The organism is Serratia sp. SSNIH1, from assembly GCF_002935055.1.
In the GTDB taxonomy this organism is placed as follows: domain Bacteria; phylum Pseudomonadota; class Gammaproteobacteria; order Enterobacterales; family Enterobacteriaceae; genus Serratia; species Serratia nevei.
This window is the reverse complement of record NZ_CP026383.1, coordinates 1713882-1738414: the sequence shown is the minus strand read 5'-3', so window position 1 is coordinate 1738414 and position 24533 is coordinate 1713882. Positions and strand designations below refer to the sequence as shown.

Sequence of the window (24533 nt, the reverse complement as noted above, 5' to 3'; positions counted from 1 at the left end):
TGAGTAATGGCAAGTCAATGACGAAAAAACTACATATCAAAACCTGGGGCTGCCAGATGAACGAGTATGATTCATCGAAAATGGCCGACCTGTTGAACAGCACGCACGGCTTCGAGTGGACCGAAAATGCCGAAGAGGCGGACGTGCTGCTGCTGAACACCTGCTCAATCCGTGAAAAAGCGCAGGAGAAAGTTTTCGCCATGCTGGGGCGCTGGCGCTTGCTGAAAGAAAAGAATCCGTCGGTGATCATCGGCGTCGGCGGTTGCGTGGCCTCGCAAGAAGGCGAACTGATCCGCAGCCGCGCGCCCTGCGTCGACGTGGTATTCGGCCCGCAGACCCTGCACCGCCTGCCGGAAATGATCAATCACGTTCAGGGCACCCGCAGCCCGGTGGTCGACATCAGCTTCCCGGAGATCGAAAAATTCGACCGTCTGCCGGAACCGCGCGCCGAAGGCCCGACCGCATTCGTGTCGATCATGGAAGGCTGCAACAAATACTGCACCTTCTGCGTGGTGCCTTACACCCGCGGCGAAGAAGTGAGCCGCCCGAGCGACGACGTGCTGTTCGAAATCGCCCAACTGGCGGCGCAGGGCGTGCGCGAGGTCAACCTGCTCGGCCAAAACGTCAACGCTTACCGCGGCGCCACGCATGACGGCGAGATCTGTTCGTTCGCCGAACTGCTGCGCCTGGTCGCGGCCATCGACGGCATCGATCGCATTCGCTTCACCACCAGCCACCCTATCGAGTTCACCGATGACATCATCGCGGTGTACGAAGACACGCCGGAGCTGGTCAGCTTCCTGCATCTGCCGGTGCAGAGCGGTTCGGATCGCATCCTGACCATGATGAAACGTGCGCACACCGCGCTGGAGTACAAGGCGATTATCCGCAAGCTGCGCAAGGCGCGGCCGGCCATTCAGCTCAGCTCCGATTTCATCGTCGGTTTCCCGGGCGAAAGCCAGGCCGACTTCGAACAGACCATGAACCTGATCGCCGACGTCAATTTCGACGTCAGCTTCAGCTTCATCTATTCGTCGCGCCCGGGCACCCCGGCGGCGGACATGGTCGACGACGTCAGCGAAGAAGAGAAAAAACAGCGGCTGTATATTCTGCAGGATCGCATCAACCAGCAGGCGCTGCAGTTCAGCCGCCGCATGCTCGGCACCGTCCAGCGCATTCTGGTGGAGGGCACCTCGCGCAAAAGCGTGATGGAACTGGCCGGGCGCACGGAGTGCAACCGTGTGGTAAACTTCGAGGGCACGCCCGACATGATCGGCCAGTTCGTCGACGTGGAAATTACCGAGGTGCTGACCAACACCCTGCGTGGCGCAGTAGTGCGCACCGAACAGCAGATGGATCTGCGCGTACATGAATCCCCGCAGTCGGTGATCGCCCGTACCCGCAAAGAAAACGCGCTGGGCGTCGGCATTTACCAGCCCTGACGCCGCGGCGGCCGCCTTATCGCCGCCCATTCGCGCTACTCCTTACCGTTTCTCCGCCGGGCGCCCGCGCCCGGTGATTTTCTTTTTTATTTTTTTATTGTTGAAGAGGCGACATAACATGCAACTCCCACACTGCCCGAAGTGCAACTCAGAATACACCTACCAGGACAATGCCCTGTTCATCTGCCCTGAGTGCGCCCACGAGTGGAGCGACAGCACCCCGGCGGAAGATCAGGACGCGCTGATCGTCAAAGACGCCAACGGCAACCTGCTGGCGGACGGCGATGCGGTCACCGTGATCAAAGACCTGAAGGTCAAAGGCAGCTCCTCGATGCTGAAGATCGGCACCAAGGTGAAAAACATTCGCCTGGTCGAAGGCGATCACAACATCGACTGCAAAATCGACGGCTTCGGCCCGATGAAGCTGAAATCCGAGTTCGTGAAAAAGAACTGATTCACGGCGGCCTTGTTCAGTGATGACGCGGCGGGCTTTGCGCCCCGCCGCGTTTTTTCCTTATCTTCCCTTGAATTCCGCCGATGGCGCACAGATAGATCAGCGGTAAACTTGCGCCGTTGCGGCGCACCATGAATAATTCAAGAAAGAGAGTATTCAGGCTCGTCCTGAACGCGCGCGTCCCGAACGCGCTATGTGACATCAACCAGGCCCGATGTGACCTAGAGGAATAGTTTGAACGTCGCAACACAAGAAATTTTGTTAGAGCCCGCAGACAATAAGCGTTTGCTCAGCCTGTGCGGCCCGTTTGATGACAACATCAAGCAACTCGAGCGCCGATTGGGCATTGAAATCAATCGCCGCGACAACCGTTTCAAGCTGGTCGGCAAAAACCTGTGCGTGGTTGCCGCCGCCGATATCCTGCGCCATCTGTACGTGGATACCGCGCCGATTCGCGGCGTGATCCCGGATATCGATCCGGAGCAAATCCACCTGGCTATCAAAGAGAGCCGGGTGTTGGAACAGGTGGCCGACAGCGTGCCGGATTACGGCAAGGCGGTCACCATTAAAACCAAGCGCGGCATGGTGAAACCGCGTACGCCTAACCAGGCGCAGTACATCGCCAACATTCTCGATCACGACATCACCTTCGGTATCGGCCCGGCGGGCACCGGCAAAACCTACCTGGCGGTTGCCGCCGCGGTGGATGCGCTGGAGCGCCAGGAAATTCGCCGCATTTTGCTGACCCGCCCTGCGGTCGAAGCCGGCGAAAAACTGGGCTTCCTGCCCGGCGATCTGAGCCAGAAGGTCGATCCTTACCTGCGCCCGCTGTACGACGCCCTGTTCGAGATGCTGGGCTTCGAGCGCGTGGAGAAGCTCATCGAGCGCAACGTGATCGAAGTCGCGCCGCTGGCCTATATGCGCGGCCGTACGCTGAACGACGCCTTTATCATTCTGGATGAGAGCCAGAACACCACCATCGAACAGATGAAGATGTTCCTGACGCGCATCGGCTTTAACTCGAAGGCGGTCATCACCGGCGACGTCACCCAGATCGACCTGCCGCGCAACCAGAAATCCGGCCTGCGCCACGCGGTGGAAGTGCTGTCGGACGTGGAAGAACTGAGCTTCAACTTCTTCCACAGCGAGGACGTGGTGCGCCACCCGGTGGTGGCCCGCGTAGTCATCGCCTATGAGGCCTGGGAAGCGGCCGAACAGAAACGCAAAGACGCGATTGCCGAACAACGTAAGCGCGAGGCGCTCGCCGCCTCCGAGCAGGAGACACCATGAGCCAGGTGATTTTGGATCTGCAGATTGCCTGTGAAAGCGGCGACGGCCTGCCGGATGAGGCCACCTTCCAGCGCTGGCTGGAAGGCGTGCTGCCGCAATTTCAGGAAGAGGCCGAGGTGACCGTGCGTCTGGTGGACGAAGCGGAAAGCCACGAGCTGAACCTGACCTACCGCGGCAAAGACAAGCCGACCAACGTGCTCTCTTTCCCGTTCGAGGCCCCGCCGGGCATCGAGCTGCCGCTGCTTGGCGACCTGATCATCTGCCGCCAGGTGGTTGAACAGGAAGCGATTGAGCAAGGCAAGGCGCTGGAGGCCCACTGGGCGCATATGGTTGTCCATGGCAGTCTTCATCTGCTAGGGTATGACCACATCGAAGACGATGAAGCCGAAGAAATGGAGTCTTTGGAAACCGAAATCATGCACGGACTGGGTTATCCTGATCCGTACCTGGCGGAAAAAGACCCCGTCTGACGTCAGCCGTTTACCCTACAGCCCCCTGCGGGGCTGTCGCTGACGCCCCTTAACTCTGACATGAGTGACAGTAACGAAAACGCCATGAGCGACGACCATTCACAAAGCAATGACAGCCCCAGTCCCAAGAAGGGGTTCTTTACTCTTATCCTTAACCAGCTGTTCCACGGCGAGCCCAAAAACCGTGGCGATCTGGTCGAGCTGATCCGTGATTCCGAACAAAACGACCTGATCGATCCCGATACCCGCGACATGCTGGAAGGCGTGATGGATATCGCCGAGCAGCGCGTGCGCGACATCATGATCCCCCGCTCCCAGATGGTGACGCTCAAGCGCAACCAGACGCTGGAAGAGTGCCTGGACGTGATTATCGACTCCGCCCACTCGCGCTTCCCGGTGATCAGCGAAGACAAAGATCACATCGAAGGCATCCTGATGGCCAAGGATCTGCTGCCGTTCATGCGCGCAGACTCCGAGCCGTTCAGCATCGACAAGGTGCTGCGCACCGCGGTGGTGGTGCCGGAAAGCAAGCGCGTCGACCGGATGCTGAAAGAGTTCCGCTCCCAGCGCTATCACATGGCGATTGTCATTGACGAATTCGGCGGCGTATCCGGCCTGGTCACCATCGAAGACATTCTGGAACTGATCGTCGGCGAGATCGAAGACGAATACGACGACGAAGACGATCTGGATATCCGCCAGCTCAGCCGCCACATGTACACCGTGCGCGCGCTGGCCCCGATCGAAGACTTCAACGAAGCCTTCGGCACCCATTTCAGCGACGACGAGGTCGATACCATCGGCGGTCTGGTGATGCAGGCCTTCGGTCACCTGCCGGCGCGCGGGGAAACCATTGAAATCGAAGGTTACCTATTTAAAGTTGCCATGGCCGACAGTCGACGTATTATCCAGGTTCATGTAAAAATTCCGGACGATTCTCCACCACCGAAACTGGAAGATTAAATCCAACATGGCTAAAGCCTCATTACTTGAACGCCAGCGGGTTCGCGCCCTGCTGGCGCTGTTGTCAGGTGCCGGCGGGACGCTGGCGTTCTCGCCCTACGACTTCTGGCCCGCGGCCATCGTCTCCCTGTTCGGCCTGCTGGCCGTTACCCTCAATCGCACCACCAAACAGTCTGCCCTGCTCGGCTTTGTCTGGGGCTTCGGGCTGTTCGGCAGCGGCATCAACTGGGTGTATGTCAGCATCGCCGATTTCGGCGGCATGCCTTTCGCCGTCAACGTCTTCCTGGTGGTGTTGCTCGCCGCTTACCTGTCGCTGTATACCGGGCTGTTCGCCGGGCTGCTGACGCGCCTGTGGCCGACCACCCGCTGGTGGCGGCTGGCCATCGCCGCGCCGGCGCTGTGGCAGGTGACCGAATTCCTGCGCGGCTGGGTGCTGACCGGCTTCCCGTGGCTGCAGTTCGGCTACAGCCAGATCAACGGCCCGCTGAAGGGCATCGCGCCGCTGCTGGGCGTCGACGCCATCACCTTTGTGCTGATGGCCATCGCCGGCCTGCTGGTGTACGCCGTCAATCAGCGCCGCCTGTCGGCTGCGGTCATCGCCGCCGCGCTGCTGCTGTTGCCGTGGCCGCTGCGCCAGCTGCAGTGGTTTACTCCGCAGCCGGAGAAAGCGGTGAACGTCGCCATGGTGCAAGGCAACATCGCGCAGTCGATGAAATGGGATCCGAAAGCGCTGGTCAGCACGCTGCAAACCTATCTGGACGAAACCCGTCCGTACGTGGGCAAGGCGCCGATCGTCATCTGGCCGGAGTCCGCCATCCCGGATTATGAAGCCAACCAGAACGGCTTCCTGACCATGATGGACGACCTGATGCGGGCGAAGAACAGCAGCCTGATCACCGGCATCGTCGACGTACGCGCCACGCCACAGGGCCAGCGGATCTACAACAGCGCCATCGTGCTCGGCGAACCGACGCCGTACAGCTACCCGGCCAAGGATCGCTACAACAAGCACCACCTGGTGCCGTTCGGCGAGTTCGTGCCGCTGGAAACGCTGCTGCGGCCGCTGGCGCCGTTCTTCGATCTGCCGATGTCCTCCTTCAGCCGCGGCGACTACGTGCAGCCGCAGCTCAGCGTGCGCGGGTACAACCTGACGGCGGCCATCTGCTACGAAATCGTGCTGGGCCAGCAGGTGCGCGATAACTTCCGCCCGGACACCAATTTCCTGCTGACCATCTCCAACGATGCCTGGTTCGGCCACTCCATCGGCCCGTGGCAGCACTTCCAGATGGCGCGCATGCGGGCGCTGGAGCTCGGCCGGCCGCTGCTGCGCAGCACCAACAACGGCGTTACCGCCGCGGTGGATGCGAACGGCGAGGTGATCGCCGAGATCCCGCAGTTTACCCGTCAGGTGCTCGAAGTGAAGGTCACGCCGACCACCGGCGTCACGCCTTACGCGCGCTTCGGCGCCACGCCGCTGTGGGTGATAACCCTGCTGCTGGGCGGCTGGGCGCTGATGTTGGGCCTGCGCCGCAAATAGTCCTTCTCGCCGGGGCGCGCCCGCCGCGCCCCGCGTTCTCGTCACTGTCCCCTCCTTGGTCAGAAAACGCCGTTAAATCAACGCGGCTGGCACACTCCTTGCTTTAACTCTGGTGACATCGCGCGCCGATTTACTTTTGCTGACGTTTTGTCGCACCTGTGCACATTTTGGGTGCATTGAGCGCACCACGCGGGGGCGTCAGGGTTTCGTTGCATTGATTTGGTGCGCGCGGCGTCTCAAAAAATGAAACATTTTAGTTTCAAGATATTCACAATCGGTTATTTTTTAACGGCTATCCGTTCTAAGACTATCTTTATAACTTGAACAATAAATAGCCGATTTAACCTGACGCTCTTTAGTCAGAGCCACCACAACAGCAAAGGAGTTGGACCATGCAAATGCGTAAATTGGCGTTATCGTTACTGCTGCTCGGTATGGCAGGTAGCGTGGCGCATGCGGAAGACCTGTCCGGTACGCTGAAGAAAATCAAAGACAACGGCGTGATCGTTGTCGGCCACCGCGAATCGTCAGTGCCCTTTTCCTACTACGACAACCAACAAAAAGTTGTGGGCTACTCTCAGGACTACTCCAACCAAATCGTTGAAGCCGTTAAGAAAAAACTGAATGCACCGAATCTGCAGGTGAAAATGCTGCCGATTACCTCGCAGAACCGCATCCCGCTGCTGCAAAACGGCACCTATGACTTCGAGTGCGGCTCCACTACCAATAACCTCGAGCGCCAAAAACAGGCCGCCTTCTCCGACACCATTTTCGTGGTCGGCACCCGTCTGCTGGTGAAAAAAGGCTCCGACATCAAAGACTTTAAAGACCTGGCCGGCAAACCGGTGGTGGTCACCTCCGGCACCACCTCCGAAGTGCTGCTGAACAAGCTGAACGACAGCGACAAAATGAACATGCGCATCATCAGCGCCAAAGACCACGGTGACTCCTTCCGCACCCTGGAAAGCGGCCGCGCAGTGGCCTTCATGATGGACGACGCCCTGCTGGCGGGCGAGCGCGCCAAGGCCAAGAAGCCGGATCAGTGGGAAATCATCGGCACGCCGCAGTCGAAAGAGGCCTACGGCTGCATGCTGCGCAAAGACGATCCTGAGTTCAAAAAGCTGGTCGATGACACCATCGCCCAGGCGCAAACCTCCGGTGAAGCGGCCAAGTGGTTTGACAAATGGTTCAAGCAGCCTATTCCACCGAAAAACCTCAACATGAACTTCGAACTGTCGGACGACATGAAGCAGCTGTTCAAAGAGCCTAACGACAAAGCGTTGAACTAAATAGAACAAGAGCCGGGGCGGCCACAGGCCAAACCGGCCCAGTTGATGACTGGGACAGACAGGAATGAGGGGGGCCGTTCCCCTCCCTCATTTTCCCCAACGCGCGCCACCGACATCCGTACACAACAAGCCAGCCAGACTGGCCGCGCGGCGATCGGCGCTCATCAAGTCATCAATCTTCGGCGCCCTGCGCCCGTTTACCGGAGTTTGTTATGTCAATAGATTGGAACTGGGGTATCTTCCTGCAGCAGGCCCCGTTTGGGAACACCACTTACCTCGGCTGGATCTGGTCCGGCTTTCAGGTCACCGTGGCCCTCTCCGTCTGTGCATGGATTATCGCTTTCTTCGTCGGTTCGCTGTTCGGTATCTTGCGTACCGTGCCCAACCGCTTTCTTTCCACCCTCGGCACCTGTTACGTCGAACTGTTCCGCAACGTGCCGCTGATCGTGCAATTCTTTACCTGGTATCTGGTGATCCCCGAGCTACTGCCGGCCAATATCGGCACCTGGTTCAAAAGCGAGCTGGATCCCAACGTGCAGTTCTTCGTCTCCTCCATGCTCTGCCTGGGGCTGTTTACCGCCGCCCGCGTTTGTGAGCAGGTGCGCGCCGCCATCCAGTCCCTGCCGCGCGGCCAGAAAGCCGCCGGGCTGGCGATGGGCCTGACGCTGCCGCAAACCTACCGCTACGTGCTGCTGCCGAACGCCTACCGGGTGATCGTGCCGCCGATGACCTCGGAAATGCTCAACCTGGTCAAAAACTCCGCCATCGCCTCCACCATCGGGCTGGTGGACATGGCCGCGCAGGCCGGCAAGCTGTTGGATTACTCCGCACACGCCTATGAATCCTTTACCGCCATCACGCTGGCTTATATCGGCATCAACGCCGTTATCATGCTGTTTATGCGTCTGGTCGAAAAGAAAGTGCAGTTGCCTGGCAACCTGGGGAGTAAATAATGTACGAATTTGACTGGGCGTCGATCGTCCCAAGCTTCCCTTATTTGCTGCAGGGCATGGTGATCACGCTGAAGATCACCGTGACCGCCATCGTGGTCGGCATTCTGTGGGGTACCGTGCTGGCGGTGATGCGCTTGTCGCCGTTCAAACCGATCAGCTGGTTCGCCACCCTGTATGTCAACCTGTTCCGCTCAGTGCCGCTGGTGATGGTGCTGCTGTGGTTCTATCTGGTGGTTCCAAGCTTATTACAACAGGTTCTAGGGTTATCGCCGAAAACCGATATTCGCCTGATCTCGGCTATGGTAGCCTTTTCCCTGTTTGAAGCGGCCTATTACTCGGAAATCATCCGCGCCGGCATTATCAGCATCTCGCGCGGCCAATCTTCCGCCGCGCTGGCGCTGGGCATGACCCATTGGCAATCCATGCGGCTGGTGATCCTGCCGCAGGCATTCCGCGCCATGGTGCCGCTGCTGCTGACCCAGGGCATCGTACTGTTCCAGGATACCTCGCTGGTTTACGTACTGAGCCTGGCCGACTTCTTCCGCACCGCGTCGACCATCGGCGAACGCGACGGCACCCAGGTTGAAATGATCCTGTTCGCCGGCTTTGTCTATTTTGTTATCAGCCTCACCGCCTCGGCGCTGGTAAGCTATTTGAAGAAAAGGACTGTTTGATGATATCCCTGAAAAATGTTTCTAAGTGGTACGATCACTTTCAGGTGTTGACCGATTGCACCACCGAAGTGAAAAAAGGCGAAGTGGTCGTCGTCTGCGGTCCTTCAGGTTCCGGCAAGTCCACCCTGATCAAAACCGTCAACGGCCTCGAACCGATCCAGCAGGGCGACATCCTGGTGAACGGCACACCGGTCAACGACAAGAAAACCAACCTGGCGCAGCTGCGTGCCAAGGTCGGCATGGTGTTCCAACACTTCGAGCTGTTCCCGCACCTGTCTATCATCGACAACCTGACGCTGGCGCAGGTGAAAGTGCTCAAGCGCGATAAGACCGCCTCGCGCGAGAAGGGCCTGAAGCTGTTGGAGCGCGTCGGCCTCTCCGCCCATGCCAACAAGTTCCCCGGTCAGCTGTCCGGTGGCCAGCAGCAGCGCGTCGCCATCGCCCGCGCGCTGTGCATGGATCCTATCGCCATGCTGTTCGATGAACCGACTTCGGCGCTCGATCCGGAAATGATCAACGAAGTGCTGGACGTCATGGTCGAACTGGCGAACGAAGGTATGACCATGATGGTGGTGACCCACGAAATGGGCTTCGCCCGTAAGGTGGCGAATCGGGTGATCTTTATGGACGAAGGCAAAATCGTCGAAGACCGCAACAAAGACGATTTCTTCAACAACCCCGAGTCCGAGCGCGCCAAGGACTTCCTGGCCAAGATCCTGCACTGATCGCGCAGTCCCCTAAACCCAAGCGCCCCAAGGGGCGCTTGTTTTTCGGCGCCCATGCGCCTGAATGCCTCTCATTGCCGCCTCCACAAAGTTAGGATTTATCTTAAACTCCCCGTCGCGATGACCGTAAACAACGCGCGACCCTGCAGGCTGTCCTACCTTTGATGATTAACTCACCCACCAGAGAGGCTGGCATGATTCAACTGGTACAAGCGGAGTACAACATCAAATCCGGTTATCCGATTGTTCGACGCACGTTGGAAGACAAGAAGAAACTGATTGAAAAACCGGGTTTCGGGCCTGAGTCCTGTTGCGCCACCATCGAATACCAGCTGCGCGGCAGCACTCGCTATGCCTTTGGCAATAGCCAGATGAAAATGGAGATGCCGCCGGATATCTACACCCATAACTGGGTCAAGCTACATGCCGAAATGGCCGCGCTGGTTGCGGCGATAAGGCGCATCGAACGCTTTGACGCCGATAAGGAGCAGGTGCCGATCACCAACGTGTATATCGAGCTGCGCCCCTGCGAGGCCAACTGCATGCAGGCACTGCAAAATATCTTGCCCGACGGCACTACCGTCTATTACTCCTTCTTGCACCCAACCGAGGTGGAAGAATGGAAACGCAGCGCTCATGAACTCTGCGGTGTCTGAACGCCTTATCCCGTCGCGCAAACGCCCGGCACTAAAAGCGCTTGTTTCTCCCCGGTTTTGATCCGATGCTCGCTGGATAACAAACAGAGGAGAAAGAACATGCCCCGCCCTATTATCATCGATTGCGATCCCGGCCTCGACGACGCCATCGCGCTGGCTATGGCGCTGCGTTCGCCGGAGCTGGACGTCAAAGCCATCACCACCTCCGCCGGCAACCAGACGCCGGAGAAAACCCTGCATAACGCGCTGGGTCTGTTGACCCTGATGCAGCGCGAGGACATACCGGTCGCCGCCGGCGCCGGCGGCCCGCTAATGCGCGAACTGGTGATCGCCGACTATGTCCACGGCAAAACCGGCATGGGCAACACCCATCTGCCGACGCCGACAATCAAACCCGATCCCCGCGGCGCCGTTGAGCTGATCGCCGACCTGCTGCGCGCCAGCCCGCAGCCGATAACTCTGGTGGTGACCGGTCCAATGACCAACATCGCCCTGCTGTTGGCCCAGCATGCCGAGCTGAAAAGCCGCATCGAGCGCATCGTATTCATGGGCGGCGGCATGAACGCCGGTAATACCACGCCGGTCGCGGAGTTCAACATCTTCGTCGATCCCGAAGCCGCCGAAATGGTGCTGAAATCCGGCGTGCCGCTGACCATGGCCGGGTTGAACGTCACCCATCAGGCGCTGGTGTTACCGCAGGATATCGAGCGCATTCGCCAGATAGACAATCCGGTCGCGCAGGCGGTCGCGGAGATGCTCGATTTTTACCTGCCGCTGTACCTCAGCCATCCGCGCGGCCTGCCCGGCGCGGCGATGCACGATCCCTGCACCATCGCCTGGCTGCTGGCGCCGCAGCTGTTTACCGGCGTAGAGCGCTGGGTGGGGGTGGAAACCAAAGGGGAATACACCGTCGGCATGACGGTGGTGGACTATTTCCAGCAAACCGGCAACGCGGCCAATGTGGAAGTGCTGACCGGCATCAACCGCGAAGGCTTTATCGATCTGCTGGCCGAGCGCGTAGCGCGTTATTGATCCCATCGGGGCGCGCTCGCGCCCTCATTCAACTTTTTTGATTTAACTAAGCGAATTTTTGCGCTATCACTGTTCTTGGCTTGCCTCTACCATGCGTTTACACCGATGACATCGTTACCGATTAGACTTCGCCTGGAGATAAGCCAATGAGCCGCGTACTGGTCCTGAAATCAAGCATTCTGGGTGAATATTCCCAGTCTGGAAAATTAGTCGATTTTTTTGTTGAACAATGGCGTGAAAATCACCCTGAAGACACGTTCACCGTGCGCGATTTGGCCAACCCGACCCTGCCGGAGCTGGATGGCGAAGTGATGGCCGGTTTTACCGCCGGCGACAAGCCGCTGACGCCGCACCAGCAAAGTACCCTGGCGCTGTCCGATGAGCTGATTGCCGAACTGAAGTCGCACGACACGCTGATCATCAGCGCCCCAATGTACAACTTCAACATCCCGACGCAGCTGAAGATCTACTTCGATCTGATCGCCCGCGCCGGCCAGACGTTCCGCTATACCTCCGCCGGCGCCGAAGGGCTGGTGACGGGCAAGAAAGCGATCGTCATCTCCAGCCGCGGCGGCATTCATGCCGACACGCCGACGGACCTGATCACGCCGTACGTGAAGCTGTTCCTGGGTTTTATCGGCATCACCGACGTTGAGTTCGTGCTGGCGGAAGGCTTCGCCTACGGCCCGGAAGCGGCAGAGAAAGCCGCCCAGGACAGCCGCATCGCGGTCGCGCAGAAAATCCCGGCCGGCATCGCCGTAGCGGCCAACGCACCGGCGCAGGCGCAAGCCGCCCCGGCAGCCGTCAGCGGCGGTTTCCTGAGCAACCTGCTGAAGAAACTGCTCCGTTAAATGCCGGCCTTAGCGTTCCCCGCCGCAGCGGGGAACGTCATCAAGGTTCAAACGGCCGGCGCTGGAACTGGTCGTGACCGCATTTCGGGCAGAGCGGCAACACCTCCGGCGTATAGAACGCCAGGTGGTAGTGGCACTGCTCACACACCAGATTGCCCAGCCCCACCACTTCACCGCTGTGGTAAACGCCGTGGTGGCTGACATCCTTGAACACTTCGCGCCACTCCAGCTGGGTTTTGTCGGTGATATCCGCCAGCTCTTGCCACAGGCTCTCTTTGATCACCCGCATAAACACGCTGTCGGTAAACTCATCCCGGCTTTCCTGATAGCTGCGGGCGAACTCTTCCAGATCGCGCCGCACCGCCTGCGTCACCTGCCGCACCTCGTCGCGGGTCAGATCTTCGGCCTCGTTCAACCGCCGCTCCGCGCTGGCCACCAGTTCGTCGATATCGCGTTCACCGTTTTTCAGGCGTTCGGTCAGCGATGCCACCAATTCGCGGTAATACTGAGCAACCTTGTTCATAGACTCTCCTCGATAAACGCTGCGCCGGACTTGGCTGTAGGGAACCCCCTAAGCTACTTGTTCTTATTTTAGCCGTAAATGACTGATGTCACTTGGCAAGACGCGGGATCCGCAGGTTGTGAGCCGCGTCATGGCGGCGTTTTTTTTAAATGCGCCGAGTCAGGCGCTTGGAGTTGTTGCCGGGAGGTCTTATCAGCTATGCTATGCGGATCTACGAATACTAAATGTTCATTGCGTTGCCTCTGACCGGGGCAACGGTTTACACCTACAGGACCACCGGCCGCCATGCAAGAGCAATACCGTCCAGAAGACATAGAATCGAACGTACAGCTTCACTGGCAAGAGAAGCAGACTTTCAAAGTTACCGAAGACGACAGCAAGGAAAAGTACTATTGCCTATCCATGCTGCCTTACCCGTCCGGCCGACTGCACATGGGCCACGTTCGTAACTACACTATCGGCGACGTGATCTCGCGCTATCAGCGCATGCTGGGCAAAAACGTACTGCAGCCGATCGGCTGGGATGCGTTCGGCCTGCCGGCGGAAGGCGCGGCGGTGAAAAACAACACCGCACCGGCCCCGTGGACCTACGACAACATCGAATACATGAAGAACCAGCTGAAACTGCTGGGCTTCGGCTACGACTGGGATCGCGAAATCGCCACCTGCCAGCCGGAATACTACCGCTGGGAACAGTGGTTCTTCACCAAGCTGTATGAAAAAGGCCTGGTCTACAAGAAGACCTCGGCGGTGAACTGGTGCCCGCACGATCTGACCGTACTGGCCAACGAACAGGTTATCGACGGCTGCTGCTGGCGCTGCGACACCAAGGTCGAGCGTAAAGAGATCCCACAGTGGTTCATCAAAATCACCGCCTACGCCGATCAGCTGCTGAACGATCTGGACACGCTTGAAAGCTGGCCAGAGCAGGTGAAAACCATGCAGCGCAACTGGATTGGCCGCTCCGAAGGCGTGGAAATCACCTTCGACGTGGCGGACAGCGAAGAGAAGCTGACGGTTTACACTACCCGTCCCGACACCTTCATGGGCGCCACCTACGTGGCGGTCGCCGCGGGCCACCCGCTGGCGCAACAGGGCGCGCGCAACAACCCGGCGCTGACCGACTTCATCGACGAATGCCGCAACACCAAAGTTGCCGAAGCCGAAATGGCGACGATGGAGAAGAAAGGCATGCCGACCGGCCTGTTCGTTGTCCACCCGCTGAGCGGCGAGAAGCTGCCGGTGTGGGTCGCCAACTTCGTGCTGATGGAATACGGCACCGGCGCCGTGATGGCGGTACCGGCGCACGACCAACGCGACTGGGAATTCGCCACCAAATACGATTTGCCGATCAAGCCGGTGATCCTGAACCTCGACGGCAGCCGGCCTGACGTGAGCGCCGAAGCGATGACCGACAAAGGCGCGCTGTTCAACTCCGGCGAATTCGACGGCCTGGACAATGAAGCGGGCTTCAACGCCATCGCCGACAAACTGGTCGCCAAGGGCGTGGGCCAGCGCAAGGTCAACTACCGTCTGCGCGATTGGGGCGTCTCCCGTCAGCGTTACTGGGGCGCGCCAATCCCGATGGTGACGCTGGAAGACGGCACCGTGATGCCGACGCCGGAAGATCAGCTGCCGGTGATCCTGCCGGAAGACGTGGTCATGGACGGCATCACCAGCCCGATCAAGGCCGATCCTGAGTGGGCGAAGACCACCGTCGACGGCCAGCCGGCGCTGCGTGAAACCGACACCTTCGACACCTTTATGGAGTCTTCCTGGTACTACGCGCGCTACACCTGCCCGCAGTATGACCAGGGTATGCTGGATCCGGCCGCTGCCAACTACTGGCTGCCGGTCGATCAATATATCGGCGGTATCGAACACGCCATCATGCACCTGATGTACTTCCGCTTCTTCCACAAGCTGATGCGCGATGCAGGCCTGGTGGATTCCGACGAGCCGGCCAAGCGCCTGCTGTGTCAGGGCATGGTGCTGGCCGACGCCTTCTACTACACCGGCAACAGCGGCGAGCGCGTCTGGGTATCTCCGGTTGACGCCACCGTCGAGCGCGACGATAAGGGCCGCATCATCAAGGCCACCGATCCGCAAGGCCGTGAACTGGTCTATGCTGGCATGAGCAAAATGTCGAAGTCGAAGAACAACGGCATCGACCCGCAGGAGATGGTGGAAAAATACGGCGCGGACACCGTGCGTCTGTTCATGATGTTCGCTTCACCGGCAGAAATGACGCTGGAGTGGCAGGAATCCGGCGTGGAAGGGGCTAACCGCTTCCTGAAACGCGTGTGGAAACTGGCCTACGATCACGTGGAAAAAGGCGCGGTACAGCCGCTCGACGTAGCGGCGCTGAACGAAGATCAGAAAGCGCTGCGCCGCGATCTGCACAAAACCATCGCCAAGGTAACCGACGATATCGGCCGCCGTCAGACCTTCAACACCGCGATCGCCGCCGTGATGGAGCTGATGAACAAGCTGGCCCGCGCGCCGCAGGAGAGCGAGCAGGATCGCGCGCTGCTGCAGGAAGCGCTGCTGGCCGTGGTTCGCATGCTGTACCCGTTCACCCCGCACGTGTGCTTCACTCTGTGGCAGGCGCTGGGCGGCGAAGGCGACGTGGACACCGCGCCATGGCCGGTTGCCGACGAGCAGGCGATGGTCGAAGACTCCAAGCTGGTGGTGGTGCAGGTGAACGGCAAGGTTCGCGCTAAAATCACCGTATCTGCCGATGCGACCGAAGAGCAGGTGCGTGCGCGCGCTGCCGAAGAGCATCTGGTGGCTAAATATCTGGACGGCGTCACGATTCGCAAAGTGATCTACGTTCCGGGCAAACTGCTTAACCTGGTTGTGGGTTAACACAAGGAGGAGTTGTGCGACAACGTATTCTGACGCTGTTGCTGGGGTTGGCGGTGCTGGTCACCGCCGGCTGCGGTTTTCACCTGCGTGGCACCACGCAGGTGCCGAATGAAATGAAAACGCTGATCCTGGACAGTTCGGATCCTTACGGCCCGTTGACGCGCGCGGTGCGTGAGCAGCTGCGTCTTAACGACGTGACTATCGTCAGCGATCCGAAACGTAAAGACGTGCCTTCCCTGCGCATCGTCGGCGCGACGGAAAGCCAGGATACCGCCTCGATCTTCCAGGACGGTAAAACCGCCGAGTACCAGCTGGTGCTGACCGTACAGGCGCAGGTGCTGATCCCGGGCCATGACCTGTATCCGCTGTCGGTGAAAGTGTTCCGTTCCTTCTTCGACAACCCGCTGACCGCGCTGGCCAAGGACTCCGAACAGGAGATCATTCGCCAGGAAATGCGTGAGCAGGCGGCGCAACAGCTGGTGCGCAAACTGCTGACCGTGCATGCGGCGGAAGAAGAGAACCGGCAGAAAGCCGCTGCCGCCGGCGAACGAGCGGCAAGCCAAACCGCACAATGATCCGCATTTATCCGGAACAACTTGCCGCGCAGCTCCGAGAGGGGCTGCGCGCTTGTTATTTATTGAGCGGCAATGAACCGCTGCTGCTGCAGGAAAGCCAGGATTTGCTCCGGCAGGCCGCGCAACAGCAGCAGTTCAGTGAGCACTACAGCATTTCCCTTGACGCCCATACCGACTGGGACGCCATCTTCGGCATCTGCCAGGCGATGAGCCTGTTCGCCAGCCGCCAGACGCTGCTGCTGATCTTCCCGGAAAACGGCCCGACGGCGCCGATCGGCGAACAGCTGACCAAGCTCGCCACGCTGCTGCACGAGGATATTCTGCTGATCCTGCGCGGCCCACGTCTCACCAAAGCGCAGGAAAACAGCGCCTGGTTCAAGGCGCTCAGCCCGCACGGTGCCCTCGTCAGTTGCCAGACGCCGGAACAGGCGCAGCTGCCGCGCTGGGTCGCCACGCGCGCCAAGGCGATGAAGCTGGAGCTGGACGACGCCGCCAATCAGCTGTTGTGCTACTGCTACGAAGGCAACCTGCTGGCGCTGTCGCAGGCGCTGGAGCGGCTGTCGCTGCTGCACCCGGACGGCAAGCTCACGCTGCCGCGCGTCGAACAGGCGGTGAACGACGCCGCCCACTTCACGCCGTTCCACTGGCTGGATGCCCTGCTGGCCGGCAAGAGCAAGCGCGCCTGGCATATCTTGCAGCAGCTGCAGCAAGAGGACGTGGAGCCGGTGATCCTGCTGCGCACTCTGCAGCGCGAACTGCTGCTGCTGCTGACGCTGCAGCGCCGCATGGCTTCCGCGCCGCTGCGCACGCTGTTCGATCAGCACAAGGTCTGGCAGAACCGCCGCCCGCTGGTGACCCAGGCGTTGCAACGCCTGTCCGGCCCCCAGCTGCAGCAGGCGGTACAGCTGCTGACGCAAATCGAGCTGACCCTCAAGCAGGACTATGGCCAGTCGGTCTGGCCGGAACTGGAAACCCTGTCGATGCTGCTGTGCGGCAAACCCCTGGCCACGAGTTTTAGCGATGCCCACTAATCCGGAACACCCCACCGTTTTGCACGCGCTGTTCGGCGGCACCTTTGACCCGATCCACTACGGCCACCTGCGGCCGGTCGAAGCGTTGGCCGCCGAAGTGGGCCTGAATCGCGTCACGCTGCTGCCTAACCACGTGCCGCCGCACCGCCCGCAGCCGGAGGCCAATGCGCAGCAGCGCCTGAAGATGGTGGAGCTGGCTATCGCCGGCAACCCGCTGTTTGCGGTCGACGATCGCGAACTGCACCGCACCACCCCCTCCTACACCATCGAGACGTTAGAAACGATTCGTAAAGAGCGTGGCGCCGCCCAGCCGCTGGCGTTTATTATTGGCCAGGACTCGCTGCTGACGCTGCATAAGTGGCACCGCTGGCAGGCGCTATTAGACGTCTGCCATCTGCTGGTGCTGGCGCGCCCGGGCTATAACGATCGCATGGACACGCCGGAGCTGCAGCAGTGGCTGGAACGCCATCGCACCGCCGACCCGGCGCTGCTCAGCCGTCGCCCACACGGCCATATCTATTTGGCCGATACGCCGGAGCTGGAAATTTCCGCCACCGAGATCCGCCAGCGCCGCCATCAGGGCCTCAACTGCGACGACCTGCTGCCACGCCCGGTGCAGCGCTACATCGAGTTGCAGGGTTTATATCGCTAGCGAAAGGTGCGTGATATACTGCGCCGCTATTTTTCAGGTATCCGCTGAAAACCCCGGAAACCTTAGCTGGCCGGGCAGTCACCAGTTAGCTGGCTTTCAGCGGCAGCCTGCCGAAACCATTATCCGGTTACGCCGCGGCGCGCGCATTTTGCCCGCCGCAGCCGACTGAACAGAACACACCCGAGGGGGAACCTTTGCAAGGTAAAGCGCTCCAAGATTTCGTCATCGATAAAATCGATGACCTGAAAGGCCAAGACATTATCGCTCTGGACGTCCAGGGCAAATCCAGCATCACCGATTGCATGATCATCTGCACCGGCACCTCGACTCGCCACGTGATGTCGATCGCCAACCACGTGGTGCAGGAATCCCGTGCCGTTGGCATGGAGCTGTACGGCATGAAAGGCCAGGAAGCCTCCGACTGGATCGTGGTCGATCTGGGCGAAGTTATCGTGCACGTGATGCAGGAAGAGAGCCGTCGCCTGTACGAGCTGGAAAAACTCTGGAGCTAAGCGGTGAAACTGCAATTGGTGGCGGTCGGCACCAAAATGCCAGACTGGGTGCAAACCGGCTTTATGGATTACCTGCACCGCTTTCCCAAAGATATGCCGTTTGAGCTGACCGAGATCCCGGCGGGCAAACGCGGCAAAAACGCCGACATCAAGCGCATTCTGGACAAAGAAGGCGAACAGATGCTGGCGGCGGTGGGCAAAGGCAACCGCATCGTTACGCTGGATATCCCAGGCACGCCGTGGGAAACGCCGCAGCTGGCGCAGCAGCTTGAACGCTGGAAGCAGGATGGCCGTAACGTCAGCTTGCTGATCGGCGGCCCAGAAGGGTTGGCGCCCGCCTGCAAAGCCGCTGCCGAGCAGAGCTGGTCACTTTCTCCGTTGACATTGCCGCATCCTTTGGTGCGCGTCCTGGTGGCCGAAAGCCTCTACCGCGCCTGGAGTATTACTACAAATCATCCTTACCACCGGGAATAGCCGGTGGTGACCGTGACAGAGTGAAATAAAGCAGCGGGATGAAAATAGAACGTAACCCTTTTCGCGACTATACGGCTGAATCCGCCCTGTTTGTACGCCGCGCCCTGGTGGCGTTCTTGGTCATCCTGGTGCTGTCCGGCATCCTGATCGCCAACCTGTATAATCTGCAAGTGGTCCGCGTCGAGGATTACCGCACCCGCTCCAACGAAAACCGCATCAAGCTGGTGCCTATCGCGCCCAGCCGCGGCATTATCTACGATCGCAACGGCACCCCACTGGCGCTCAACCGCACCATTTACCAGCTGGAGCTGATGCCGGAGAAGGTTGACGACCTCAAAGCCACGCTGCAGGCGCTGCGCACGGTGGTCGACCTGACCGACGACGACATCACCAATTTCGAAAAAGAGCGCAAGCGTTCGCGACGTTTCGTCTCCATTCCGGTGAAAACCGCGCTGACCGAAGTGCAGGTCGCCCGCTTTGCGGTCAATCAGTTCCGCTTCCCCGGCGTGGAAGTGAAAGGCTACCAGCGCCGCTACTACCCTTACGGCTCCGCCCTCACCCACGTCACCGGCTACGTGTCGAAGATCAACGACCGCGACGTCGAACGCCTGGACAAAGACGGCAAGCTGGCCAACTACGCCGCGACCCACGACATTGGCAAGCTGGGCATCGAACGCTATTACGAAGACACGCTGCACGGCAAAACCGGCTACGAAGAGGTCGAGGTCAACAACCGCGGCCGGGTGATCCGCCAATTGCACGAGCAGCCGCCTTCCGCCGGTCAGGACGTCTACCTGACGCTCGATCTCAACCTGCAGCGCTATATCGAGCAGCTGCTGGTAGGCAGCCGCGCCGCGGTGGTGGTTAGCGATCCGCGCACCGGCGCCATTCTGGCGATGGTGTCCAACCCGAGTTACGATCCGAACCTGTTCGTGGACGGCATTTCCAGCAAGGACTATCAGGGGCTGCTGAACGATCCGAATCGCCCGCTGATCAACCGCGCCACGCAGGGGGTTTACCCGCCCGCGTCGACGGTGAAGCCTTACATCGCGGTGTCGGCGCTCAGCGCCGGGGTGATCACCAAGAACACCGTGGTGTTCGATCCCGGCTGGTGGCAACTGCCCGGCTCGGAAAAACGCTTCCGCGACTGGAAAAAATGGGGCCACGGCCGGCTGAACGTCACCAAGGCGCTGGAAGAGTCCGCAGATACCTATTTCTATCAGGTCGCCTATGACATGGGGATCGATCGGCTGTCGACCTGGCTGACCAAATTTGGTTACGGCCAGTACACCGGCATCGATCTGTCCGAAGAGCGCTCCGGCCTGATGCCGACGCGCGAATGGAAGCTGAAGCGCTATAAAAAGCCGTGGTATCAGGGCGACACCATTCCGGTGGGCATCGGCCAGGGCTACTGGACCGCCACGCCGATTCAGATGGCCAAGGCGCTGAACACCCTGATCAACGACGGCACCGTCAAAACGCCTCACCTGCTGCAGAGCACCCGCGTCAACGGCGCGCTGGTGCCGTTCAAACAGGAAGAAGACACGCAGATCGGCGATATTCACTCCGGCTTCTGGGAAATCGCCAAAGACGGCATGTACGGGGTGGCCAACCGTCCGAACGGGACGGCGCGCAAATACTTTGCGGACGCCCCTTACAAAGCCGCGGCGAAATCGGGTACCGCACAGGTATTCGGCTACGAAACTTACAACGCCCATAAACTGGCGGAGCACCTGCGCGATCATAAACTGATGACCGCCTTCGCGCCGTTCAACAATCCGACGGTGTCGGTCGCCATCATTCTGGAAAACGGCGGCTCCGGTCCGGCGGTGGGCACCATCACCCGCCAGATCCTCGACCATATTCTGCTGGGCGACAACAATACGCAATTGCCAAGCGAAGCCCCGCTGCCGCCTGGCGTAGAAGGTGACTAAGGTAGAACATGACTGAAAGCCAACAAAAAGGCTCGATCTGGACCAAAATCCACATCGACCCGACGTTCCTGCTGCTGATCCTGGCCCTGCTGGTCTACAGTGCCTTCGTGATGTGGAGCGCCAGCGGCCAGGACATCGGCATGATGGAGCGCAAGATCGGGCAGATCGTCATGGGGCTGATCGTGATGGCCGTCATGGCGCAAATCCCGCCGCGCGTATACGAAAGCTGGGCGCCCTATCTGTATATCTTCTGCGTGATTTTGCTGATCCTGGTGGACGCCTTCGGGCAGATCAGTAAAGGCGCGCAGCGCTGGCTGGATCTCGGCGTGGTGCGCTTCCAGCCGTCGGAAATCGCCAAGATCGCCGTGCCGCTGATGGTGGCGCGCTTTATGAACCGCGACGTCTGCCCGCCTTCGCTGAAAAACACCGCCATCGCCCTGGTGCTGATCTTCCTGCCGACGCTGCTGGTGGCCGCGCAGCCGGATCTGGGCACCTCGATCCTGATCGCCGCCTCCGGCCTGTTCGTGCTGTTCCTGTCGGGCATGAGCTGGAAACTGATCGCCGTCGCCGCCGTCGCGCTGGCGGCCTTTATCCCGGTGCTGTGGTTCTTCCTGATGCACGGTTATCAACGCGACCGCGTGATGATGCTGCTCGATCCGGAAAGCGACCCGCTCGGCGCCGGCTATCACATCATTCAATCCAAGATCGCCATCGGCTCCGGCGGCCTGTCCGGCAAGGGCTGGCTGCACGGCACCCAGTCGCAGCTGGAGTTCCTGCCGGAACGCCATACCGACTTTATCTTCGCCGTGTTAGCCGAAGAGCTGGGGCTGATCGGGGTGTTGGTGCTGCTGGCGCTTTACCTGCTGGTGATCATTCGCGGGCTGATGATCGCCGCCAAGGCGCAAACCACCTTCGGCCGCGTGATGGTTGGCGGCTTGATGCTGATTTTGTTCGTTTATGTCTTTGTTAACATCGGTATGGTCAGTGGCATTTTGCCGGTAGTTGGCGTACCTTTGCCTCTGGTCAGTTACGGGGGTTCGGCGCTGATAGTGTTGATGGCCGGTTTCGGCATCATCATGTCGATCCACACGCATCGGAAAATGCTGTCTAAAAGTTTATAAGAGGTGAGTAATGCGTAAGGAATGGCTTTGGATCGGCGTCGCGGCAGTGTTGCTCTCCGCCTGTACCGCCCCGACCACGGAACAGCAGGCGCCACAGCAGCCGTACAACGGCCCGGTGGTGGAAATCGGTGGCGTCGAGCCTCAATATGAACCCTATAACCCTAATAACATGCAGGATTATAAGGTTAATGGCGATACTTACCGCATCGTAAAAGATCCGCAGAACTTCTCGCAGACCGGCCTGGCGGCCTGGTATGGCGAAGAAGCCAACGGTAACACCACCGCGCTGGGCGAGCAGTTCGATCCGAACGGCCTGACCGCGGCGCACCCGACGTTGCCGATCCCTAGCTATGTACGTGTCACCAACCTGGCCAACGGCCGTCAGCTGGTGGTGCGCGTCAACGATCGCGGGCCTTACACCAAGGGCCGCATCATCGATCTGTCGAAAGCCGCCGCCGATCGCCTCAACCTGTCCAACAACACCAAGGTCAAAGTCGATTTCATCAACGTGGCGCCGGACGGCACGCTGAGCGGCCCGGGCACCATCGGCACCATCGTGGCGAAACAGAGCTACGCCCTGCCGGCACGCCCGGATCTCGGCTCCAGCGGCATGGGCACCCCGATCCAACAGGACGTGCCGGTCGCCAGCGGCGCGGCGGTGCGCCCGATCGATAACAGCAGCCTGCGCACCGACGACAACAACGCGCCAGCCGCCGGCGGCAACGCAACCGGCGGCCGCAGCGGTTTCCTCGGCGCGCCAAGCGCCGTACCGGCCGGCGTGCTGGAAGGATCAGAACCTGAAGCCGTGGCCGTGGCCGCGCCGGTCGCGGCCGGCACCGCGGCTGCCGGCATGGCTGCTGCGTCTTCCTCCGGCGGTTACGTGGTGCAGGTCGGTGCGCTGAGCAGCGCCGAGCGCGCCCAGAGCTGGCAGCAAAGCCTGAGCCAGCAGTTTGGCGTGCCGGGCAAAGTGGCGGCTAACGGCAACGTTTATCGCGTCCAGCTCGGCCCGTTCAGCAGCCGTCAGCAGGCAACCCAGCTGCAGCAACGCCTGGCCAGCGAAGCGCAACAACAGTCTTTCGTTACTGCTGCACCCTAAGCGTTAAGCCCGGCGGGCATTCGCGGCTGATAAGCGGTTATTTAGCTGAAACATTTTCTTGCAGCTAAAAGTTCTCTAACCGCAATTAGTCAGATGAATGGGTAATGCCTGCCGGGATCGCATCTGCTATAGTGTGGCTCGTTTTTTAACTTTACTTTCACGGATGTTGTAGTCCCGATCATGAAACAAGTAACTTCTTTTCGCTTAATCAAAAGCATCGCACTCGGCACCGTTATCGCAATGAGCGCAGCCTCCGTTGCACATGCCGATGACGTTAATATCAAAACCATGATCCCAGGTGTCCCGCAGATCGATGCGGAAGCGTATATCCTGATTGATTACAACTCCGGCAAGGTGCTGGCCGAGATGAACGCCGACGCGCGTCGCGATCCGGCCAGCCTGACCAAAATGATGACCAGCTACGTCATCGGCCAGGCGCTGAAAGCGGGCAAAATCGGCCAGGACGATCTGGTGACCGTCGGTCAGGACGCCTGGGCGACCGGCAACCCGGTGTTCAAAGGCTCCTCGCTGATGTTCCTGAAGCCGGGCGATCGCGTGCCGGTCTCCAAACTGACCCGCGGCATCAACCTGCAATCCGGTAACGACGCCTGCGTGGCGATGGCCGACTACGTCGCCGGCAGCCAGGACGCGTTCGTTAACCTGATGAACACCTACGTCAGCAAGCTGGGCCTGCAGAACACCCACTTCCAGACGGTACACGGCCTGGATGCCCAGGGCCAATACAGCTCGGCGCGCGACATGGCGCTGATCGGCCAGGCGCTGATCCGCGACGTGCCGGAAGAGTACGCGATTTACAAAGAAAAAGAGTTCACCTTCAACAATATCCGCCAGATGAACCGCAACGGTCTGCTGTGGGATAACAGCCTGAACGTCGACGGCATCAAAACCGGCCATACCGACGCGGCGGGTTACAACCTGGTGGCTTCGGCGACCGAAGGCCAAATGCGCCTGATCTCCGCCGTGATGGGCGGCCGCACCTACAAAGGCCGTGAAGCCGAAAGCAAGAAACTGCTGACCTGGGGCTTCCGCTTCTTCGAAACCGTGGCGCCGCTGAAAGTCGGTAAAGAGTTCGCCTCCGAGCCGGTCTGGTTCGGCGATGCCGACCGCGTTGAGCTGGGCGTGGACAAAGACGTCTACCTGACCATCCCGCGCGGCCGCATGAAAGATCTGAAGGCCAGCTACGTGCTGAACACCCCTGAAATTCACGCGCCGCTGGCGAAAAACCAGGTGGTCGGCAGCATCAACTTCCAGCTGGACGGCAAAACCATCGACCAGCGTCCGCTGGTGGTGATGAACGAAGTGAAAGAAGGCGGTTTCTTCAGCCGCATCGTGGACTACATCAAACTGATGTTCCACCACTGGTTCGGTTAACGGTTGAATCGGGCGAAAT

24 protein-coding genes are annotated in these 24533 nt (G+C 59.9%); 23 read left to right on the top strand and 1 reads right to left on the bottom strand.

Annotated elements, in window-relative coordinates:
• Window positions 1–17 precede the first annotated feature (17 nt).
• From miaB to C3F38_RS08275, 13 genes are all read left to right on the top strand, one after another.
• Complete coding sequence (gene miaB / locus C3F38_RS08335; RefSeq protein ID WP_038877474.1) at window positions 18–1442, top strand: tRNA (N6-isopentenyl adenosine(37)-C2)-methylthiotransferase MiaB; 1425 nt, start codon at window positions 18–20, stop codon at window positions 1440–1442.
• 118 nt (window positions 1443–1560) lie between these two features.
• Window positions 1561–1896 (top strand): zinc ribbon domain-containing protein YjdM, encoded by a 336-nt coding sequence (locus C3F38_RS08330; RefSeq protein ID WP_038877472.1) that lies wholly within the window; start codon window positions 1561–1563, stop codon window positions 1894–1896.
• 234 nt (window positions 1897–2130) lie between these two features.
• The gene (locus C3F38_RS08325) at window positions 2131–3186 is read left to right on the top strand and encodes a PhoH family protein (protein WP_025301852.1); all 1056 of its coding nucleotides are present in this window, start codon (window positions 2131–2133) and stop codon (window positions 3184–3186) included.
• A complete protein-coding gene (ybeY, locus tag C3F38_RS08320) occupies window positions 3183–3656 on the top strand; it encodes an rRNA maturation RNase YbeY (RefSeq protein WP_033637441.1) in 474 nt (157 codons plus the stop codon). Before C3F38_RS08325 ends, ybeY begins: the two co-directional genes overlap by 4 nt.
• Before the next feature lie 84 nt (window positions 3657–3740).
• Window positions 3741–4619, top strand: a complete 879-nt coding sequence (gene corC / locus C3F38_RS08315) for a CNNM family magnesium/cobalt transport protein CorC (protein ID WP_004939973.1) — start codon at window positions 3741–3743, stop codon at window positions 4617–4619.
• A gap of 7 nt (window positions 4620–4626) precedes the next feature.
• Window positions 4627–6156 carry an apolipoprotein N-acyltransferase gene (gene lnt, locus C3F38_RS08310; protein ID WP_038877468.1) on the top strand — a complete coding sequence of 510 codons (1530 nt, stop codon included), beginning with the start codon at window positions 4627–4629 and terminating at the stop codon, window positions 6154–6156.
• Window positions 6157–6548: 392 nt separating this feature from the next.
• Complete coding sequence (locus C3F38_RS08305; protein WP_038877465.1) at window positions 6549–7445, top strand: amino acid ABC transporter substrate-binding protein; 897 nt, start codon at window positions 6549–6551, stop codon at window positions 7443–7445.
• A 212-nt stretch (window positions 7446–7657) separates the two neighbouring features.
• Window positions 7658–8398, top strand: coding sequence for an amino acid ABC transporter permease (locus C3F38_RS08300; RefSeq protein WP_038877462.1), 741 nt, complete (start codon window positions 7658–7660; stop codon window positions 8396–8398).
• Window positions 8398–9072: a glutamate/aspartate ABC transporter permease GltK gene (gene gltK / locus C3F38_RS08295; RefSeq protein ID WP_055316091.1), complete on the top strand. Its 675-nt coding sequence runs from the start codon at window positions 8398–8400 to the stop codon at window positions 9070–9072. The genes C3F38_RS08300 and gltK overlap by 1 nt, the downstream gene beginning before the upstream one ends.
• Window positions 9072–9797, top strand: a complete 726-nt coding sequence (locus C3F38_RS08290; protein WP_055316090.1) for an amino acid ABC transporter ATP-binding protein — start codon at window positions 9072–9074, stop codon at window positions 9795–9797. The genes gltK and C3F38_RS08290 overlap by 1 nt, the downstream gene beginning before the upstream one ends.
• Before the next feature lie 194 nt (window positions 9798–9991).
• Window positions 9992–10453: a hypothetical protein gene (locus C3F38_RS08285; RefSeq protein ID WP_038877460.1), complete on the top strand. Its 462-nt coding sequence runs from the start codon at window positions 9992–9994 to the stop codon at window positions 10451–10453.
• Window positions 10454–10552: 99 nt separating this feature from the next.
• Window positions 10553–11485 (top strand): pyrimidine-specific ribonucleoside hydrolase RihA, encoded by a 933-nt coding sequence (gene rihA / locus C3F38_RS08280; RefSeq protein WP_038877458.1) that lies wholly within the window; start codon window positions 10553–10555, stop codon window positions 11483–11485.
• 146 nt (window positions 11486–11631) lie between these two features.
• On the top strand, window positions 11632–12336 hold the full coding sequence (locus C3F38_RS08275) for an FMN-dependent NADH-azoreductase (RefSeq protein WP_047728532.1): 705 nt from the start codon (window positions 11632–11634) through the stop codon (window positions 12334–12336).
• 40 nt (window positions 12337–12376) lie between these two features.
• Here C3F38_RS08275 and C3F38_RS08270 read toward each other — a convergent pair whose 3' ends face one another.
• On the bottom strand, window positions 12377–12859 hold the full coding sequence (locus tag C3F38_RS08270) for a zinc ribbon-containing protein (RefSeq protein ID WP_025301844.1): 483 nt from the start codon (window positions 12857–12859) through the stop codon (window positions 12377–12379).
• Window positions 12860–13144: 285 nt separating this feature from the next.
• Here C3F38_RS08270 and leuS point away from each other — a divergent pair, with 285 nt between their 5' ends.
• The 10 genes from leuS (at window position 13145) to dacA (ending at window position 24514) form a co-directional block, all read left to right on the top strand.
• Window positions 13145–15727, top strand: a complete 2583-nt coding sequence (leuS, locus tag C3F38_RS08265) for a leucine--tRNA ligase (RefSeq protein ID WP_038877455.1) — start codon at window positions 13145–13147, stop codon at window positions 15725–15727.
• A gap of 14 nt (window positions 15728–15741) precedes the next feature.
• Window positions 15742–16302: an LPS assembly lipoprotein LptE gene (lptE, locus tag C3F38_RS08260; RefSeq protein WP_038877452.1), complete on the top strand. Its 561-nt coding sequence runs from the start codon at window positions 15742–15744 to the stop codon at window positions 16300–16302.
• A complete protein-coding gene (gene holA, locus C3F38_RS08255) occupies window positions 16299–17333 on the top strand; it encodes a DNA polymerase III subunit delta (protein WP_055316089.1) in 1035 nt (344 codons plus the stop codon). The genes lptE and holA overlap by 4 nt, the downstream gene beginning before the upstream one ends.
• Window positions 17323–17985, top strand: coding sequence for a nicotinate-nucleotide adenylyltransferase (nadD, locus tag C3F38_RS08250; protein ID WP_015376938.1), 663 nt, complete (start codon window positions 17323–17325; stop codon window positions 17983–17985). Before holA ends, nadD begins: the two co-directional genes overlap by 11 nt.
• A 194-nt stretch (window positions 17986–18179) precedes the next feature.
• Window positions 18180–18497 (top strand): ribosome silencing factor, encoded by a 318-nt coding sequence (gene rsfS, locus C3F38_RS08245; RefSeq protein WP_038877448.1) that lies wholly within the window; start codon window positions 18180–18182, stop codon window positions 18495–18497.
• Window positions 18498–18500: 3 nt separating this feature from the next.
• Entirely contained in the window at window positions 18501–18971 is a 471-nt protein-coding gene (gene rlmH, locus C3F38_RS08240; protein ID WP_004940002.1) for a 23S rRNA (pseudouridine(1915)-N(3))-methyltransferase RlmH, read from the top strand.
• A gap of 38 nt (window positions 18972–19009) precedes the next feature.
• Window positions 19010–20905, top strand: coding sequence for a peptidoglycan DD-transpeptidase MrdA (mrdA, locus tag C3F38_RS08235; RefSeq protein ID WP_038877446.1), 1896 nt, complete (start codon window positions 19010–19012; stop codon window positions 20903–20905).
• Window positions 20906–20913: 8 nt separating this feature from the next.
• A complete protein-coding gene (gene mrdB / locus C3F38_RS08230) occupies window positions 20914–22026 on the top strand; it encodes a peptidoglycan glycosyltransferase MrdB (protein WP_004940006.1) in 1113 nt (370 codons plus the stop codon).
• 10 nt (window positions 22027–22036) lie between these two features.
• Window positions 22037–23122 carry an endolytic peptidoglycan transglycosylase RlpA gene (rlpA, locus tag C3F38_RS08225; protein WP_055316088.1) on the top strand — a complete coding sequence of 362 codons (1086 nt, stop codon included), beginning with the start codon at window positions 22037–22039 and terminating at the stop codon, window positions 23120–23122.
• A gap of 180 nt (window positions 23123–23302) precedes the next feature.
• The gene (dacA, locus tag C3F38_RS08220) at window positions 23303–24514 is read left to right on the top strand and encodes a D-alanyl-D-alanine carboxypeptidase DacA (protein WP_004940010.1); all 1212 of its coding nucleotides are present in this window, start codon (window positions 23303–23305) and stop codon (window positions 24512–24514) included.
• Window positions 24515–24533: the final 19 nt, after the last annotated feature.

Excerpts from the sequence above, each read along its gene's own strand:
- holA (WP_055316089.1), top strand. The coding sequence starts at position 16,299 with ATGATCCGCATTTATCCGGAACAACTTGCCGCGCAGCTCCGAGAGGGG.
- mrdA (WP_038877446.1), top strand. The coding sequence starts at position 19,010 with ATGAAAATAGAACGTAACCCTTTTCGCGACTATACGGCTGAATCCGCC.
- leuS (WP_038877455.1), top strand. The coding sequence starts at position 13,145 with ATGCAAGAGCAATACCGTCCAGAAGACATAGAATCGAACGTACAGCTT.
- mrdB (WP_004940006.1), top strand. The coding sequence starts at position 20,914 with ATGACTGAAAGCCAACAAAAAGGCTCGATCTGGACCAAAATCCACATC.
- miaB (WP_038877474.1), top strand. The coding sequence starts at position 18 with ATGACGAAAAAACTACATATCAAAACCTGGGGCTGCCAGATGAACGAG.
- ybeY (WP_033637441.1), top strand. The coding sequence starts at position 3,183 with ATGAGCCAGGTGATTTTGGATCTGCAGATTGCCTGTGAAAGCGGCGAC.
- C3F38_RS08300 (WP_038877462.1), top strand. The coding sequence starts at position 7,658 with ATGTCAATAGATTGGAACTGGGGTATCTTCCTGCAGCAGGCCCCGTTT.
- C3F38_RS08275 (WP_047728532.1), top strand. The coding sequence starts at position 11,632 with ATGAGCCGCGTACTGGTCCTGAAATCAAGCATTCTGGGTGAATATTCC.
- nadD (WP_015376938.1), top strand. The coding sequence starts at position 17,323 with ATGCCCACTAATCCGGAACACCCCACCGTTTTGCACGCGCTGTTCGGC.
- corC (WP_004939973.1), top strand. The coding sequence starts at position 3,741 with ATGAGCGACGACCATTCACAAAGCAATGACAGCCCCAGTCCCAAGAAG.
- rlpA (WP_055316088.1), top strand. The coding sequence starts at position 22,037 with ATGCGTAAGGAATGGCTTTGGATCGGCGTCGCGGCAGTGTTGCTCTCC.
- C3F38_RS08285 (WP_038877460.1), top strand. The coding sequence starts at position 9,992 with ATGATTCAACTGGTACAAGCGGAGTACAACATCAAATCCGGTTATCCG.
- dacA (WP_004940010.1), top strand. The coding sequence starts at position 23,303 with ATGAAACAAGTAACTTCTTTTCGCTTAATCAAAAGCATCGCACTCGGC.
- rihA (WP_038877458.1), top strand. The coding sequence starts at position 10,553 with ATGCCCCGCCCTATTATCATCGATTGCGATCCCGGCCTCGACGACGCC.
- C3F38_RS08290 (WP_055316090.1), top strand. The coding sequence starts at position 9,072 with ATGATATCCCTGAAAAATGTTTCTAAGTGGTACGATCACTTTCAGGTG.
- gltK (WP_055316091.1), top strand. The coding sequence starts at position 8,398 with ATGTACGAATTTGACTGGGCGTCGATCGTCCCAAGCTTCCCTTATTTG.
- C3F38_RS08270 (WP_025301844.1), bottom strand. The coding sequence starts at position 12,859 with ATGAACAAGGTTGCTCAGTATTACCGCGAATTGGTGGCATCGCTGACC.
- C3F38_RS08305 (WP_038877465.1), top strand. The coding sequence starts at position 6,549 with ATGCAAATGCGTAAATTGGCGTTATCGTTACTGCTGCTCGGTATGGCA.
- lnt (WP_038877468.1), top strand. The coding sequence starts at position 4,627 with ATGGCTAAAGCCTCATTACTTGAACGCCAGCGGGTTCGCGCCCTGCTG.
- C3F38_RS08330 (WP_038877472.1), top strand. The coding sequence starts at position 1,561 with ATGCAACTCCCACACTGCCCGAAGTGCAACTCAGAATACACCTACCAG.